Source organism: Nocardioides sp. (genome assembly GCF_047607185.1).
Lineage (GTDB): Bacteria > Actinomycetota > Actinomycetes > Propionibacteriales > Nocardioidaceae > Nocardioides.
In genome coordinates this window covers 1-14,771 of record NZ_JASGDQ010000129.1, presented here as the reverse complement: position 1 = coordinate 14,771, position 14,771 = coordinate 1, and the positions used below count along the sequence as shown (strand labels likewise).

15 protein-coding genes are annotated in these 14,771 nt (G+C 71.3%); 1 reads left to right on the top strand and 14 read right to left on the bottom strand.

The annotated features are described in order from the left end of the window. Positions 1-28: 28 nt before the first annotated feature. The 11 genes from QM595_RS15255 to dacB form a co-directional block, all read right to left on the bottom strand. Positions 29-634 carry a hypothetical protein gene (locus QM595_RS15255; protein WP_415172427.1) on the bottom strand — a complete coding sequence of 202 codons (606 nt, stop codon included), beginning with the start codon at positions 632-634 and terminating at the stop codon, positions 29-31. 118 nt (positions 635-752) lie between these two features. Next, positions 753-1,247 carry a DUF3180 domain-containing protein gene (locus tag QM595_RS15250; protein ID WP_415172426.1) on the bottom strand — a complete coding sequence of 165 codons (495 nt, stop codon included), beginning with the start codon at positions 1,245-1,247 and terminating at the stop codon, positions 753-755. Then, positions 1,244-1,813: a 2-amino-4-hydroxy-6-hydroxymethyldihydropteridine diphosphokinase gene (folK, locus tag QM595_RS15245; protein ID WP_415172425.1), complete on the bottom strand. Its 570-nt coding sequence runs from the start codon at positions 1,811-1,813 to the stop codon at positions 1,244-1,246. Before folK ends, QM595_RS15250 begins: the two co-directional genes overlap by 4 nt. Beyond that, positions 1,810-2,184 carry a dihydroneopterin aldolase gene (gene folB / locus QM595_RS15240; protein WP_415172424.1) on the bottom strand — a complete coding sequence of 125 codons (375 nt, stop codon included), beginning with the start codon at positions 2,182-2,184 and terminating at the stop codon, positions 1,810-1,812. Before folB ends, folK begins: the two co-directional genes overlap by 4 nt. 83 nt (positions 2,185-2,267) lie before the next feature. Next, positions 2,268-3,101: a dihydropteroate synthase gene (gene folP, locus QM595_RS15235; RefSeq protein WP_415172423.1), complete on the bottom strand. Its 834-nt coding sequence runs from the start codon at positions 3,099-3,101 to the stop codon at positions 2,268-2,270. Positions 3,102-3,320: 219 nt separating this feature from the next. Then, the gene (gene folE / locus QM595_RS15230; protein ID WP_415172422.1) at positions 3,321-3,935 is read right to left on the bottom strand and encodes a GTP cyclohydrolase I FolE; all 615 of its coding nucleotides are present in this window, start codon (positions 3,933-3,935) and stop codon (positions 3,321-3,323) included. A 49-nt stretch (positions 3,936-3,984) separates the two neighbouring features. Then, entirely contained in the window at positions 3,985-5,997 is a 2,013-nt protein-coding gene (ftsH, locus tag QM595_RS15225; protein WP_415172421.1) for an ATP-dependent zinc metalloprotease FtsH, read from the bottom strand. A 154-nt stretch (positions 5,998-6,151) separates the two neighbouring features. Continuing rightward, positions 6,152-6,703 (bottom strand): hypoxanthine phosphoribosyltransferase, encoded by a 552-nt coding sequence (gene hpt / locus QM595_RS15220; protein ID WP_415172420.1) that lies wholly within the window; start codon positions 6,701-6,703, stop codon positions 6,152-6,154. Positions 6,704-6,897: 194 nt separating this feature from the next. Continuing rightward, positions 6,898-7,863 (bottom strand): tRNA lysidine(34) synthetase TilS, encoded by a 966-nt coding sequence (gene tilS / locus QM595_RS15215; protein ID WP_415172419.1) that lies wholly within the window; start codon positions 7,861-7,863, stop codon positions 6,898-6,900. A gap of 76 nt (positions 7,864-7,939) precedes the next feature. Further along, entirely contained in the window at positions 7,940-8,965 is a 1,026-nt protein-coding gene (locus QM595_RS15210; protein WP_415172418.1) for a zinc-dependent metalloprotease, read from the bottom strand. 70 nt (positions 8,966-9,035) lie between these two features. Further along, positions 9,036-10,424: a D-alanyl-D-alanine carboxypeptidase/D-alanyl-D-alanine-endopeptidase gene (gene dacB / locus QM595_RS15205; protein WP_415172417.1), complete on the bottom strand. Its 1,389-nt coding sequence runs from the start codon at positions 10,422-10,424 to the stop codon at positions 9,036-9,038. 111 nt (positions 10,425-10,535) lie between these two features. Here dacB and QM595_RS15200 point away from each other — a divergent pair, with 111 nt between their 5' ends. Beyond that, a complete protein-coding gene (locus QM595_RS15200; protein ID WP_415172416.1) occupies positions 10,536-11,030 on the top strand; it encodes an inorganic diphosphatase in 495 nt (164 codons plus the stop codon). A gap of 33 nt (positions 11,031-11,063) precedes the next feature. Here QM595_RS15200 and QM595_RS15195 read toward each other — a convergent pair whose 3' ends face one another. Genes QM595_RS15195 through QM595_RS15185 form a run of 3 tightly spaced genes read right to left on the bottom strand, consistent with a single transcriptional unit; the run spans position 11,064 to position 14,739 of the window. After that, positions 11,064-12,116, bottom strand: a complete 1,053-nt coding sequence (locus tag QM595_RS15195) for a phosphatase PAP2 family protein (protein WP_415172415.1) — start codon at positions 12,114-12,116, stop codon at positions 11,064-11,066. Positions 12,117-12,166: 50 nt separating this feature from the next. Next, the gene (locus QM595_RS15190; protein WP_415172414.1) at positions 12,167-13,153 is read right to left on the bottom strand and encodes an ABC transporter ATP-binding protein; all 987 of its coding nucleotides are present in this window, start codon (positions 13,151-13,153) and stop codon (positions 12,167-12,169) included. Between the two features lie 5 nt (positions 13,154-13,158). Next, a complete protein-coding gene (locus tag QM595_RS15185; RefSeq protein ID WP_415172428.1) occupies positions 13,159-14,739 on the bottom strand; it encodes an ABC transporter permease in 1,581 nt (526 codons plus the stop codon). Between the last annotated feature and the right edge of the window lie 32 nt (positions 14,740-14,771).

Below are 14,771 nucleotides of genomic sequence, written 5' to 3'. Positions count from 1 at the left end.
GGTCGCCTGCACTTCTGCCGACTCGCGGTCAAGCGGAGTGGGTGCCTCGCCAGGCCGGCTCCTGGGCCGCGGTGGCGGCGACGTACTCGGCCTTGACCGCGTCGAGCTCGATCTCCAGCTCGTGGACCCGGACGATCGCCTCGGCGGCGCGGGCCTCCGTCTCCTCCAGGCGTACGGCGAGCGCCTGGGCGTCCCGCTCGGCGACATCGGCCCGGCGGGACTCGGCGTGGCGTGCCCTTAGCGCCTCGGCGGCGCGCTGGTGGGCGGCCGCCAGAGCCGCCTCGAGCTCGGTCACGGCCTGCTCGTGGTGGCGCAGCCGCTCGGACCAGAAGGCGTCGTGCTTGGCCTGCTCGGCGACCCGCTCCTCGGTGATCAAGCGGTAGCCCTGAGCCTGCTGGGCCCGATCACGGGCAGCCTCGACCCGAGAGGCCATCAACTCGGTGTGGGTGATCTTCACAGCGGCGCCGCCCAGGACGACCGCCAGCACGGCGGCGGTCACGGCAATCGGCCAGGAGCCGCTGATGACCGCGCCGGCGACAGCCAGCGCGGCGAGCGCGATCAGGCCGACGGCGGTCGTGACACGCGCGCTGCGCTGCCGACGCCGTGTGGCCTGTGTTGCTGTTGGGGAAGACATGGACTCAAGTTACGACTCGATCTCGTCGTGGAGCGGACGACACGCTCAGCGTCGATGACCGCGGTTGCGGTGAGCCCTGCCCGAGGATGTCGCCGCCGGCCTGCTCGACGGCGCCGTCTCACTCGGCATCGGAGCGGATCCGGCAGGCCCGCTCCAGCAGCAGCGAGGCCGCGACGATGAGGGCGCCGGCAACGGCGGCGATGACCGAGCGGGTCACCCGCTGGCCGGCGAGCTGGTCGGCGAGGCCGAGCCAGCTGACGGCGTACCCGGCATAGCCGCCGGCCAGCAGGGCACCGACCAGCGCGCAGGCGCGGGCGAGGACGAGCCGGTTGACGGCCTCGTGGGCGGCGAGCCGCTCGCGCCGGACATGGACCACCCGGTAGGTGGCCCAGGCGGTCACGCCGAGGATGACGGCGACGGCGAGCAGCGCAAGCGGCTGCAGCCAGCTGACCACCGGCGCGGTGCCGTGCCAGCTCTCGGCGATCGGGTGGAGCAGCCAGCCTGCCACCAGGCCGACGACGGCGAAGGCCGTCAGCGCGCCGGCGGAGGTGGGGCGCAGGCTCCCGCCCGGCGACGGCTCAGGCGCCGGTGGCTGCTCGGTCTCGCGACTCAATCGGCCTCGAGGACGAGATCCTCGCGCAGCGCCAGGCCGCCCTCGCCGACCTGGGCCAGCAACAGCGAGACCGGGCCGGCACCGGGGATCTCGGCCTCGGGGTCGATGTCGGCCCACGGCTTGAGCACGAAGGCACGCTCGGCGGCACGCGGATGCGGAAGCCGCAGCTCGGGCTCGTCGCTGGGCTTGTCGCCGACGACGATGAGGTCGATGTCGATGGTGCGGGGCTCGTTCTTGACGCCGCTGCGCTGCCGGTCGAAGGCGTCTTCGATGGCCAGCGCCCGGTCGAGGAGCCGGTGCGCCGACATCGTGGTCTCCACCAGCACCACGGCATTGAGGAAGGAGCCCGAGCCCTCGGGGGCGTCGACGGGGTCGGTCTCGTAGACCGGCGAGATCTCCTTCACCCATACGTCGGGGGTGTCGGCTAGCTGGCCCACCGCGCCCTGCAGGTTGGCGGCGCGGTCGCCGAGGTTGGAGCCGAGCGCGATCACGGCCTGCCGGATCGGCTTCATCTCACCGGTCAGCGTGTCGGCGTCGATGACGAACGGGTTAGGCGTCTCAGTCATTTGTCTCGGCCTCCGTTGGCTCGGGTGATCGTCAAAGCGACATCCGAGAACGTCGCCTCAATGGGTGCATCTGGCTTGTGAACCGTGACCCGCACCCATTCAACACGGCTGTCCAAGAGACAGACGTCCGCGATCCGCTGGGCGAGCGTCTCGATCAGATCGACGGGATCACGCTCCACGGCAGCCCTTACCGCGCCAACGAGACTTCCGTAGTCCACCGTGTCTTGCAAGTCGTCGCTCGCGGCGGCCAGAAGCGTGTCGACCCCGAGTGTCAGGTCGATCACGAAGACCTGACCGTCTCGCTTCTCGAAGTCGAACACCCCGTGGTGCCCGTAGCACTCGATGCCGGTGATGGTCAACTCGTCGGTCACAGCCGAACGCTATCCGGCCGTGCTGTGAGGGGGGCAGGCCGGTGCTGTGAGAGCGCTGGTGGGTGACGCCGAAGCGAGCGGCGTCACCCGTCCGCGGGATCTCGGAAGCGGGCAGTGGCCGCGAGGGCGTCCCGGGTGGCGCGAACGTCGTGCACGCGCAGGCCCCACACGCCGCGCTCGGCCAGCAGCGCGACCAGCGCAGCGTGGGCTGCCTCCCGCTCGCCGATCGGCCGCAACGCGCCGTCGGAGCCGGCCAGCAGGCGGCCGAGGAAGGTCTTGCGGCTGGCGCCGACCAGGACCGGCGGGCCGAGCGCCTCGATCTCGGCGAGGCCGCGCAGCAGCTCCCAGTTCTGCTCGGCGGTCTTGGAGAAGCCGAGGCCGGGGTCGAGGATGAGCCGCTCCTCGGCGATGCCGGCGGTGTGGGCGGCGGCGAGGCGCTGCTCCAGCTCGGCGCGGACCTCGGTGACGACGCCACGGGGGTAGGAGGTGAAGTCGACCTGCTGCATGGCGGTGCTGTGGGCGCGCCAGTGCATCACGACGTACGACGCCGGGGAGTCGGCGACGACGTCGAGGATGCCGGGGTCGGCCAGTCCGCCGGAGACGTCGTTGACGATGCTCGCGCCGGCCGCCACCGCCTCGCGGGCGACCTCGGCGCGCATGGTGTCCACCGAGACCCTCGCCCCGGACGCGGCGAGCTCGGTGATGACCGGCACCACCCGGGCCAGCTCGTCGGCGACCAGCGGCCGGGTGGCCCCGGGCCGGGTCGACTCCCCGCCGATGTCGAGGATGTCGGCGCCCTCGGCGAGCAGCTGCCGACCGTGGCCGATGGCGTCGTCGGTCGCCAGGAACCGCCCGCCGTCGGAGAACGAGTCGGGGGTGACGTTGACGATCCCCATGACCAGGGGCCGGCGGAGCATGGCCGGAAGGCTACCGCCGAGAGGTCTCTCATTGCCCCTCGAAGAGTCCCGGATTGCCCCTCGAAGAGTCCCGGATTGCCCCTCGAAGAGTCCCGGATCGCCCCTCGAAGAGTCCCGGATCGTCGACCGGTGCCGCGCAGGCGACGATGAGAGACCTCTCAAGGGGCAGAAAGCGACCTCTCGTAGGGCAATGAGAGACCTCTCGGCGGAGGGGGCGGGTCAGTGGGTGGCGCGGTTGATGAGCGCCATCGCCTCGGCGCGGGTGGTGGCGTTGGTGCGCATGGTGCCGCGGACCGCGGAGGTGATGGTGCGGGCGCCGGCCTTCTTGACGCCCCGCATCGTCATGCAGAGGTGCTCGGCCTCGATCACCACGATCACCCCGCGGGCCTCGAGGATGCGCATCAGGGCATCGGCGATCTGGGTGGTGAGCCGCTCCTGCACCTGCGGCCGCTTGGCATAGACGTCGACGAGCCGGGCCAGCTTCGACAGCCCGGTGATCTTGCCGGTCGTGGCAGGGATGTAGCCGACATGGGCGACCCCGGTGAACGGCACCAGATGGTGCTCGCACATCGACCACAGCTCGATGTCGCGGACCAGCACGAGCTCGTCGTGACCCAGGTCGAATGTCGTCGTGAGCACGTCCTCGGCCCGCTGCCGCAGCCCTTGGGTCAGCTCCGCATAGGCGCGGGCGACCCGGGCGGGCGTGTCGCGCAGCCCCTCGCGGTCGGGGTCCTCGCCGATCGCGAAGAGCAGCTCGCGAACGGCGGCCTCGGCCCGCACCGCGTCGTACGGCGCTGCCTCCACGTCGTCGGGGAGGCTCACCGGATCCGTCATGCGGCGTCCCCGTTCGAAGCGGATCGGAGCGAGCGCCCGGACGGGCCGCTCATCCCTCGGTGGTGGTCTCGGAGACGACCGGTGCCGGGGCAGGCGCCGGCGCGGAGCCGTTGACCGGGATGCCCGCCGCCTGCAGTTGACGGTCGCGGATCCACTGTGGGATCTCGACGGCCGGGATGTCGGACGGCTTGCGGGTCTCCGAGCCGGTCCACGCGGGACGCTCGGGGCGGCGGCGCAGCGGCTTGAAGATCTCGGCGATCTCCTCCTTGCCGAGGGTCTCCTTGTCGAGCAGCGCCAGCACCAGCGCGTCGAGGACGTCGCGGTTCTCGGCCAGGACGTCGAAGGCCTCCTGGTGGGCGTTGGTGAGGAGCTTCTTGATCTCCTCGTCCACGACGCCGGCGATCTCCTCGGAGTAGTCACGCTGGTGGCCCATGTCGCGGCCCAGGAAGGGCTCCCCCTCGGTCTGGCCGAGCTTGATGGCGCCGAGCCGCTCGGTCATGCCGTACTGCGTCACCATTGCGCGGGCCAGGCTGGTGGCCTTCTCGATGTCGTTGCCGGCACCGGTGGTGGGGTCGTGGAAGACCATCTCCTCGGCCGCCCGGCCGCCGAGCATGTGCGCGAGCTTGTCGAGCATCTCCGAGCGAGTCTGGGAGTACTTGTCCTCGTCGGGCATGACCATCGTGTAGCCGAGCGCCCGCCCACGCGGCAGGATCGTGACCTTCTGCACCGGGTCGTTGTGCGGCATCGCGGCGGCGACCAGCGCGTGCCCGCCCTCGTGGTAGGCGGTGATGAGCTTCTCCTTCTCGCTCATCAGCCGGGTGCGGCGCTGCGGTCCGGCGATGACCCGGTCGATCGCCTCGTCGAGGTGGGCGTTGGTGATCAGCTTCTCGTTGCTGCGCGCGGTCAGCAGGGCCGCCTCGTTGAGCACATTGGCCAGGTCGGCCCCGGTGAAGCCGGGGGTACGCCGGGCCACGCTGGTCAGGTCGACGTCGGTGGCCAGCGGCTTGCCACGGGCGTGGACCTGCAGGATCTTGTCCCGGCCGGCCATGTCGGGGGCGTCGACCTGGATCTGTCGGTCGAAGCGGCCGGGGCGCAGCAGCGCCGGGTCGAGCACGTCGGGGCGGTTGGTGGCAGCGATGAGGATGACGCCGCCGCGGACGTCGAAGCCGTCCATCTCGACGAGCAGTTGGTTGAGGGTCTGCTCGCGCTCGTCGTGGCCGCCGCCCATGCCCGCGCCGCGGTGGCGGCCGACGGCGTCGATCTCGTCGATGAAGACGATGGCCGGAGCGTTCTCCTTGGCCTGCTCGAACAGGTCGCGGACCCGGCTCGCGCCGACGCCGACGAACATCTCGACGAAGTCGGAGCCGGAGATGGAGTAGAACGGGACGCCGGCCTCACCGGCTACGGCCCGGGCCAGCAGGGTCTTGCCGGTGCCGGGCTGGCCGTAGAGCAGCACGCCCTTGGGGATCTTGGCACCGACGGCCTGGAACTTGGCCGGCTCCTGCAGGAACTCCTTGATCTCCTGGAGTTCCTCGATGGCCTCGTCGCAGCCGGCGACGTCGACGAACGTCGTCTTGGGCATGTCCTTGGAGATCAGCTTGGCGCGCGACTTGGCGAACTGCATGACGCCGCGACCACCGCCGCCCTGCAACTGGTTCATCAAGAAGAGGAAGAGCAGCACCATCAGCACGAAGGGCAGCAGGAAGCTCAGGATCGAGCCGATCAGGCTGGCCCTGGCGACCTCGGAGTTGAACTTCTCGATGGTGCCCTTGGCGACCTGCTCGTCGACCTTGCTCAGCAGCGTCTGCTGGCCGCCGTCGACCCAGTAGCTGGTGACCTCGTCCCCGTCGGCGCGGGTGCCGTCGTCCAGGGTCGCTGTGATGCGTTGGTCCCCGTCGATGAAGGTGATGTCCTGGACCTTGCCTTCATCGATGTACTTGATGAGCTGGGACGTCGGGATCTCGTCGCCGCCGCCGTGCGGGGCGAGATACTGCAAGGCCAGCAGGACACCGACCACCGCGAGGATGATCCACAGCCAGGGACCTTTGAAGATGCGCTTCACAGGCTTCTCTCGAACTTTCCCAATTTCGGGCGTATTTCAGGTGTACCGGGGGAGGTTACCCCTGAGGAACAACGATCCGGCATCGCCAATCGTCCCATGAACCAGCGCGGATCGACGCTTCCGCACCCGCCTGGGGCCAGGACAGGTCGGCGCGTCAGGAGTAGACGTGGGGCGCCAGCGTCGCGATGTCGCGGAGATTGCGGTAACGCTCGCGGTAGTCGAGGCCATAGCCGACCACGAATTCGTTGGGGATGTCCCAGCCGACGTACTTCACCTCGACGGGCATCTGCAGCGCCTCCGGCTTGCGGAGAAGCGTGGCCACCGCGACGCTCTCGGGGTTGCGGCTGGAGAGGTTGGCGACCAGCCAGCTCAGCGTCAGGCCGGTGTCGATGATCTCGTCGACGATGAGGACGTGGCGGCCGGTGAGGTCGGTGTCCAAGTCCTTGAGGATGCGTACGACGCCGCTGGACTTGGTGCCGGAGCCGTAACTGGAGACGGCCATCCAGTCGATCTCCACGTGGCGGGTCAGCGAGCGGGCGAGGTCGGCGATGACCCACACCGCACCGCGCAGGACGCCCACGATGAGCAGGTCCTTGGCGTCGTAGTCGGCCTCGATCTGCTCGGCCATCTCCGCCAGCCTGACCTGGATCTGGTCCTGCGTGAAGAGGATCTTGCTCAGGTCGTCTTTGACGTGCTCGGCGTCCACACCCGACAGCCTAGTCGGCCCTCCGATCGGCCCCACAGGACGGGTGAGCCGTCGCAGACTGACACGCAAAGGACGGTGAGCGGTCGCAAACTGACATCCCCCGCTGCGCTCCTCCTGTCAGTTTGCGACCGCTCACCTGGAGGCAGGCATGTTTGGCAGGGCGGCCTGCGGCGGGACTCGCCTAAGCTTGCTGCTCAATGCTCCACATGGATCTGGTTGTCTCTCCTGATCCCCCTCAGGTGGCCCGGGAGGTCCACCCACTTCTGGCCGTGCCAGTCGGTGACGAGTGCGTCCAGGGCGAGGACGTGCTCGTGGAAGAGCTCGGCGGCCGGCGACCCGGCGGCGAGCGCGGCCAGCCGGAGCAGCCGGCGGCGGATCGCCTCCGGCTCGGCCTCGAGCGCGGCCACCGGCAGCGGCAAGCCCAGCTCCCGCAGACGCTGCTCGGCGATGGCGTCCAGGAGCTCGGCGTCGGCGCGGAGCTGGTCGGCGGTGCGGGCGAGCGCGGCGGCCACTCCCGGACCGAGCTCGGCCTCCAGCACCGGCAGCACCGTGCGTCGTACCCGCACCCGGGCATAGCCGGGATCGCGGTTGTGAGGGTCGTCCCAGAAGTCGATCCCCTCGACCTGACAGGCGGTCACAGTGTCGTCGCGGGCGAGGTCGAGCAGCGGTCTCCGGTAGCGGTCGAACGCGCGTCGCATCCCGGCCAGGCTCCTGCCACCGCTGCCCCGAGCCAGGCCCAGCAACACCGTCTCGGCCTGGTCGTCACGGGTGTGGCCGAGCAGCACCACCGAGGCGCCGAAGTGCGCGGCGGCCTGGTCGAGAGCGGCGTAGCGGGCACGCCGGGCGGCCGCCTCGGGGCCGAGACCGGCCGGGTCGTCGACGGTGACTTTGGCGGTAGCGGTCTCGTCGGCCCCGAGCCGCGCCATCTGCACCACCGTCCGCTCGGCCTGGGCGGCCGAGCCCTCCTGCAGGCCGTGGTCGACAGTGAGCCCGACGATGCGCAGGCCGGCCTTGTGGCCCTCGAAGACCGTCGCGGCCAGCAGCGCCAGCGAGTCGGGGCCGCCGGAGCAGGCCACCAGCACGGTGTCCCCGGGACCGAGACCGGCGAGAGTACGACGCACCCCCCGGCGTACCGCCGCGACGGAGGGGTGCAGGCTCATGGGCGCACTCGCTGCGCTCCGTGCGCCCATGAGGCACGAAAGGCGCTGACCTGGACGGTGAGCTCGCTGCGCTCGCTCACAGGACTCGCGCGATCCAGGCGTCCGGATCGTGGATCTCCGCCAGGCTGGGGAGCGCCTCGGGGCCGGCGAAGACGGTGTTGAAGTCGGCCATGCCGACCTTGCGGGTGACCCGGCGGACGAACTTCGCGCCGTCGCGGTACTGCGCCATCTTGGCGTCGAGGCCGAGCGCCCGGCGGATCAGCCGGTCGATGCCGCCGGCGCCGCGGCGGCGCTTGTCGAACTTCTTGCGGATCGCCTCGACGCTGGGGATGACGCTCGGCCCGACGCCGTCCATGACCACGTCGGCATGACCCTCGAGCAGCGACATCACGCCGGTAATCCGGTCGATGATCTGCTGCTGTGCGGGGGTGCTGACCAGGTCGATGAGGCTGCCGGTCTGACCCTCGCCCCTGATCGCGGCGCCGATCCGCTTGACGGCGTCGTCGAGCACCGAGCCCGCGTCCATGGTGTCGGCGAGCTCGTTGATCTGCGCGAAGAGGTGGTCGCGCAGCCACGGGTTGGCGGTGAACTGCACCCGGTGGGTCTCCTCGTGCAGGCAGACCCAGAGCCGGAAGTCACCCGGCACGGCACCGAGCTGGCGCTCGACGTGGACGATATTAGGGGCGACCAGCAGCAGCCGGCCGTGCGGCTCGAAGAAGGGGTCGAACTGCCCCAGCACCTTGCTGGACAGGAAGCCGAGCAGACCGCCCACCTCGGCGCCGGTGACCCGGGAGCCGATGGCCTTGGCGACCCCGCCCGGCTCCTTCTTCCGGGTGACGCTGTCGACCAGCGGCGCGAGCACGATCGCAAAGCCGTCGGCGTTGGCCTGCACCCAGCCGCGCCGGTCCACCACGAGCACCGGGGCGGTGTCCTCGGGGGCATCGAGGCCAGTGAAGTCCTTGACCAGCCCGGTGGAGCGCGCCGCGCCCTCGCGGAGTTCGGCCACCACGTCGGCGGCCTCGGCAGAGGTGACCGTGGGCCCGTCGCCGGCGATGCGCGTCCCGAGCCGGACGGCGAGGTCCCAGTCGATGACGTCCGTCATGGTGAGACCGTATCCGACGACCCGCGACGGCCTACTAGACAGTATGAAGTGACCCCTCACTTCATACTGTCTAGGAGCAGTGGCAGGCGGCGAGAGCGGCGGCTGCGTCGTCGAGGGCCTGGCGGGCGGCCAGCGACTGGTCGGCGCCCACCGCGTCGGCCATCACGACCAGGGTCATCGCGGTGCCGTCGGCGTCGGTGACCACCCCGGCGACGCCGTGGACGCCGGTCAGCGTGCCGGTCTTCAGCCGCGCCACGCCGAGTCCGGCCTGAGACGCCTCGTCGGTGAAGCGGGCGATGAGGCTGCCGGAGAAGCCGGCCACGGGCAGGCCGGTGAGGATCGCGTCGAACCCCGGCTGGCTGGCGTGCTGCAGCACCGCGGTGAGTGCCTCGGGGGTGATCCGGTTGTCGCGGGCCAGGCCGCTGGCGTCGTACAGCTCGACGCCGTCGACGGGTACGCCGACCCCGGCATCGGCCTGCAGGATCGCGGCCGCGGCCCCCTCGAAGGTCGGGTCGCCGGCCGCGACGCCGACCTGCCGGCCGACGACCTCGGCGACCTCGTTGTCGCTGGTGCTGACCAGGTGCTGGACGATCTCGCGCAGCGGCGGGCTCTCGACCTCGGCCAGCGTGCCGCCACTGCCGGTCGCGGCCGACGGCTCCCCGGTCACCTCGATGCCGCGCTTGGCCAGATAGGTCGCGAAGACGTCGGCGGCGGCCCGCGAGGGGTCCGCCACGGCGCGGCCGCTCTCGTCATAGCCCCGGTCGGCCCACAGTGCGGTGATGGGGGCGACGACGTTCTCGGCGGCATAGCTGGCCGGCCAGTGGACGCTGTGGGTCGGTCCGGCGAACAGCGAGTCGTCGTAGCCGAGCGCGACCTGGCCGACACCCTGCTTCGCGAGCTGGTCGGCGGTGGCGCGCGCCAGCGTGCGCAGGTCCGCACGCGCCGGCCACAGGTCCTTGTCCGGGCGGCTCGCGAGCAGCGGGTCGCCACCGCCGACCAGGACGATGGTGCCGGGGTCGGGCTGTACGACGGTGGTCGCGAAGGTCCGCTCCGGGCCGAGCGTGGCGAGGGCGGCGGTGCTGGTGAGCAGCTTCGTCAACGACGCGGGTACGGCGGCCCCAGCCCCAGTCTCGAACACCGGCGCGCCGCCCTCGGCCGGGGCGACCTCGGCCACCACCCGGCCACCGAGCGAGCCGTCCTGCAGCGCGGGCGTCATGGCCGCCGCCACCAGTGCCGGGTCGGGTGCCGTCGTACCGGCCTCGGGGGCGACCGCCGTCGGCGAGGGCACCGGCGTCTCCCAAGGCTCGGGCGGGCTGGTCGTCACCGTGGCGGGGGCAGGCTCGAGCCACTCCTCGATCCAGCCCAGCCGCCAGCCGGTCGCGGCGACGGCCGCCAGCATCACGATCGTCAGGACCGGGGCCAGCCAACGGAGCCGGGAGTGACGTCGGTCACGTGCCACTGGTGATCCGCCCCCTCAAATCGCGCACCGGGTCATTGTGGTGGAAACTGGTTTCCGTTTTCGTGAGGACGCGGCCGGCGAGGCGCCGCGCGAGGTGTGGAGGCCGTTGCCGTGACGCTTGAGTTCGACGTACTGGTGGAGATCCCCAAGGGGGAGCGCAACAAGTACGAGGTCGACCACGAGACCGGCCGCATCCGCCTGGACCGCACCCTGTTCACCTCGACCGTCTATCCCGCCGACTACGGCTACATCGAGGGCACCCTCGGCCAGGACGGCGACCCGCTCGACGCGCTGGTGCTGCTGCCCTTCCCGACCTTCCCCGGCTGCCTGATCAGGTGCCGTGCGGTTGGCATGTTCCGGATGACCGACGAGAAGGGCGGCGACGACAAGGTGCTGTGCCTGCCGGTCGACCCGCGCAACGAGGCCATCCAGGACATCGAGGACGTCCCGAGCTTCGACCGGCTGGAGATCCAGCACTTCTTCGAGGTCTACAAGGACCTCGAGCCCGGCAAGTCCGTCGAGGGCGCGGAGTGGGTTGGCAAGGACGCCGCGCTGGAGGAGATCGAGGCCTCCATCAAGCGCTTCGAGGTCACCGAGGGTCACTGACGGTCAGCGGCGGCGCTGGCGTGATCCGGCCGGTTAGACGCTAGCCGAGCTGGCCTCCGTCGACGTACGGCGGGCACGGGCCGCCTCGCGCTTGGCGTGACCCTTTCGCCGGAAGGCCTGATGACTGGCCAGGCCACCGAGGTAGAAGGAGGTCAGCGCGATCATCACCCCGGCGACGTCGTCGGCGACGTAGTGCCAGCCGAAGTAGAGCGTCGCGACGCAGGTGCAGGCGCAGTTGATCCAGAAGAGGCGCCGCAGGATCTTGTTGTCGACGGTGTACTGCACCATCAGCGCCACCAGCAGCGTGATCGCGACGTGCAGCGAGGCGAACCCGGCGATGGTCTGCGCGGAGTCGCCGGTCCACAGCGCCTTGTAGCGGGCGTTGACCAGCGCCTCCATCAGATCGGTCGTCGGAGTGTGGGTGAGCGGCTGGTAGACGTAGGGGTAGGCGATGCCGGGGCCGAGGGTGGGCAGCGCGTAGTAGGAGGCCGTGCCGAGGGTCCAGGCGATCGCCTGCGAGCAGACGAACCAGTAGCCGTAGAGCAGGTTCCGCGACCACACCAGCCAGCAGGTGACGGCGATCGGCACCAGCGGCAGGAACCAGAGATAGATGTAGGACAGCCCCCACGCCGCGACATGGGTGCCGAGGATGTCCTGCAGGACGACGCCCGGCTCGTGGCCGAAGAAGAGCGCCCGGTCGATGTAGTGCAGGTCGCGGTCGTACTGCCGGTCGGTCAGCGCCGGCAGCGCCGACTTCAGGTTCCGGTAGCTGACGTAGACGATGTAGAACGCGATCACGCCGAACGCGACCAGGGTGATCCGGTCGCGGGTCCAGTGGGTCTTGACCCGGGTGACCAGGACGGCGCGCATCCGCGAGGGCTTGAACCGCGAGTCCCACAGCGTGCGCGGCACCAGGTCGAGCGCCAGCGCGCCGAGCAGCAGCAGCGGCAGCCGCAGCCAGGTCGGCCCCAGGAAGCTGCCTTCGGGGTCGACGAGCTTGGTGTCGGTGGCCTCCGAGACGATGATCGCCAAGACGCCGATGAGCAACGCATTGCCCACGAGCATCAATTGGGCGCGGCGATACATGGGGGCGATTGTAGGGCTCGCCCCGGTTTCGGTCTCGCCAGGCCGGATCCTCACCTCTCGGACCGGTCGGGGAGTACGGCGATCTTGGCGGTGTCGAGCCGCAGCCGGATCCGCTCCCCCGGCCCGGGGTGGCGCTCGAGCGGGGCGACCGCGTCGAGGGCGGCGCCGAGCGAGAGCTCGTCGACGTCGACCTTGAGCCGGATCTGCTCGGGGGTGGCACGGGCCTCGACGACCGTCGCGGCGAACCCGCCGGCATCGTCGAGCACGAGCGCCGAGCGTCGTACGGCGACCTGGGCCGCGTCCGCCGCGAGCCGCCGCGCCGCCGCGCCGGTGAGCACCCGGGCGTAGCCGAGGAACAGCGCCGTCTCGGCGTCGGCCGGCCGGCGCCACACCTCGTCGACGTCGCCCTCCTGGACCAGCCGGCCCTCGCGCAGCACCGCGAGCCGGTCCGCGACGGCGAAGGCCTCCTCCTGGTCGTGGGTGACCAGGATCGCGGTGGTGCCGGCGGCGGTGAGGATGGCGCGCAGGTCGGTCGCCAACCGCTCACGCAGTCCGGTGTCGAGGGCCGAGAGCGGCTCGTCGAGGAGCAGCAGCCGGGGCTGGACCGCCAGCGCGCGGGCCAGCGCGACCCGCTGCCGCTCGCCGCCGGAGAGGGTGGCGGGCAGCCGGTCGCCGTACCCGGCCAGGCCGACCAGCGCCAGCAGCTCGGCGACCCGGGCGGGTCGGTCGGGCGCGCGCCGCAGCTTGAGCGGGTAGCCGACATTGCCGGCGACGGTGAGGTGCTCGAAGAGCTGGCCGTCCTGGAACATCAGCGCGAAGCCGCGCTGGTGGGTCGGCACGCCGGCCATCGAGCGGCCGTCCCAGGCGATGGTGCCGGTCGAGGGCTCCAGCCCGGCGATGGCACGCAGCAGCGTGGACTTGCCCGAGCCGGAGGGGCCGAGCACGGCCAGCACCCGGCCGTCGGGGAGGTCGAGGGAGACGTCGTGGACGGTCTCGTGGCCGTCGTACGACACGCTCACCTGGTCCAACTGCAACATGGTCTTCAGAAGGCTCCGATCGAGGGCACGCGGAGCCGCTCGACGGCCAGCATCACGCAGGTGGTGAGGACCGCCAGCAGCACGCTGGCGGCCAGGGCCATGCCGTAGTTCATCGCGCCCGGGTGGCCGATGAGGCGGTAGATGACGACCGGCAGGGTCGGGTGCTCGTCGCGGGCGAGGAAGCTGGTGGCACCGAACTCGCCGAGCGAGACGGTGAACGCGAAGCCGGCGGCCGCCAGCAGCGGCTTCCACACCGCCGGCAGGTCCACGACGAGCGCCTGCCGCAGCGGGCCGGCGCCGAGCGAGGCGGCCGCCTGGCGGAGCCGGTCGTCGATGCCGGCGAGTACCGGCACCAGGGTGCGAACCACCAGCGGGAGGGCCACCAGCGCCTGCGCGATCGGGACCAGCAGCGGGCTGTCCCGCAGCGAGCCCAGGGTGATGAGGAAGCCGAAGCCGAGCGTCACCGCCGAGACGCCGAGCGGCAGCATGAAGAAGCCGTCGAGCAGGCCGCGCAGCCGCCGCTCGGTGGTGCTCCGTGACCGTCGCGTCACCACGACCGAGACCAGCCCGCCGAGCAGCAGCGCCATCCAGGTGGCGTCGACGGCGGTGCGCAGGCTGGTGGCGAGGGCGTCGCCGACGCCGGAGAGGGCCCGGTAGTTGCCCAGGCTCCAGCGGCCGTCGACCTGGAGGCTGCCGTCGACCAGGGTCAGGATCGGCGCGGCGACCAGTGCCAGCAGGATCGCGGTGACGGCGAGCACCGGGATGTCGCCGCGGCGTGGCCGGCGCGGCCTGGCCACCACCCGACCGGACCTGACGGGAACGCGAAGCCGGGCGGAGAGCACGAGCAGGGCGAGCACCACGGCGAACTGCACGACGGACAGCGCGGCGGCGGCCTGGAGGTCGAGCAGGTTGGTGGTGAGCAGGTAGATCTCGGTCTCCACGCTCGCGTAGCGCAGCCCGCCGAGCATCAGTACGACGCCGAACCCGGTGGCGCAGAACAGGAAGACCACCGTGGCGGCACCGACGATCGCGGGCCGCAGCGCCGGCAGCGTGACGGTGCGGAAGACCGTCGCCGGGGCGGCTCCCAGCGCGGCAGCCGCCTCGCCGGACCGGGGGTCCAATGACTCCCAGGCGGCGCCGACGGTCCTGATCACCACGGCCACGTTGAAGAAGGCCAGACCGGCGATGATGCCCCCGGCGGTGCCGGTGAGGTGCAGGAAGCCCAGCGGGCCCGCCTCGCCCAGCAGCTCTCGGAATGCCACCCCGACCACCACGGTGGGCAGCACGAAGGGCACCAGCAGCGCCGCCCGCACCAGCCCGCGGCCGGGCCAGCGGAGCCGGTACAGGGCGTAGGCAGCCGGTACGCCGAGCGCCACCGCGATGGCGGTCGCCGCGCTCGCCGACCAGATCGTGAACCAGACGACCCGGCCGGTGCGCGGCCTGGTCAGCACCTCCAGCACCGCGCCCGGGCCGTCGGAGAAGCCGCGCGCCACCATGCCGGTCACGGGCAGCACGAAGAAGACCGTCAGCACCGCCATCGGCAGCGCGGCGAGCGCTCCGAGAGCCGCGACCCGTCGCGACGTCATGCGGAGAGAGCCCGCGGTGGCTCCCTCCGCAT

Excerpts from the sequence above, each read along its gene's own strand:
- QM595_RS15185 (WP_415172428.1), bottom strand. The coding sequence starts at position 14,739 with ATGACGTCGCGACGGGTCGCGGCTCTCGGAGCGCTCGCCGCGCTGCCG.
- tilS (WP_415172419.1), bottom strand. The coding sequence starts at position 7,863 with ATGAGCCTGCACCCCTCCGTCGCGGCGGTACGCCGGGGGGTGCGTCGT.
- QM595_RS15210 (WP_415172418.1), bottom strand. The coding sequence starts at position 8,965 with ATGACGGACGTCATCGACTGGGACCTCGCCGTCCGGCTCGGGACGCGC.
- folE (WP_415172422.1), bottom strand. The coding sequence starts at position 3,935 with ATGACGGATCCGGTGAGCCTCCCCGACGACGTGGAGGCAGCGCCGTAC.
- QM595_RS15255 (WP_415172427.1), bottom strand. The coding sequence starts at position 634 with ATGTCTTCCCCAACAGCAACACAGGCCACACGGCGTCGGCAGCGCAGC.
- QM595_RS15190 (WP_415172414.1), bottom strand. The coding sequence starts at position 13,153 with ATGTTGCAGTTGGACCAGGTGAGCGTGTCGTACGACGGCCACGAGACC.
- folK (WP_415172425.1), bottom strand. The coding sequence starts at position 1,813 with ATGACTGAGACGCCTAACCCGTTCGTCATCGACGCCGACACGCTGACC.
- QM595_RS15195 (WP_415172415.1), bottom strand. The coding sequence starts at position 12,116 with ATGTATCGCCGCGCCCAATTGATGCTCGTGGGCAATGCGTTGCTCATC.
- folP (WP_415172423.1), bottom strand. The coding sequence starts at position 3,101 with ATGCTCCGCCGGCCCCTGGTCATGGGGATCGTCAACGTCACCCCCGAC.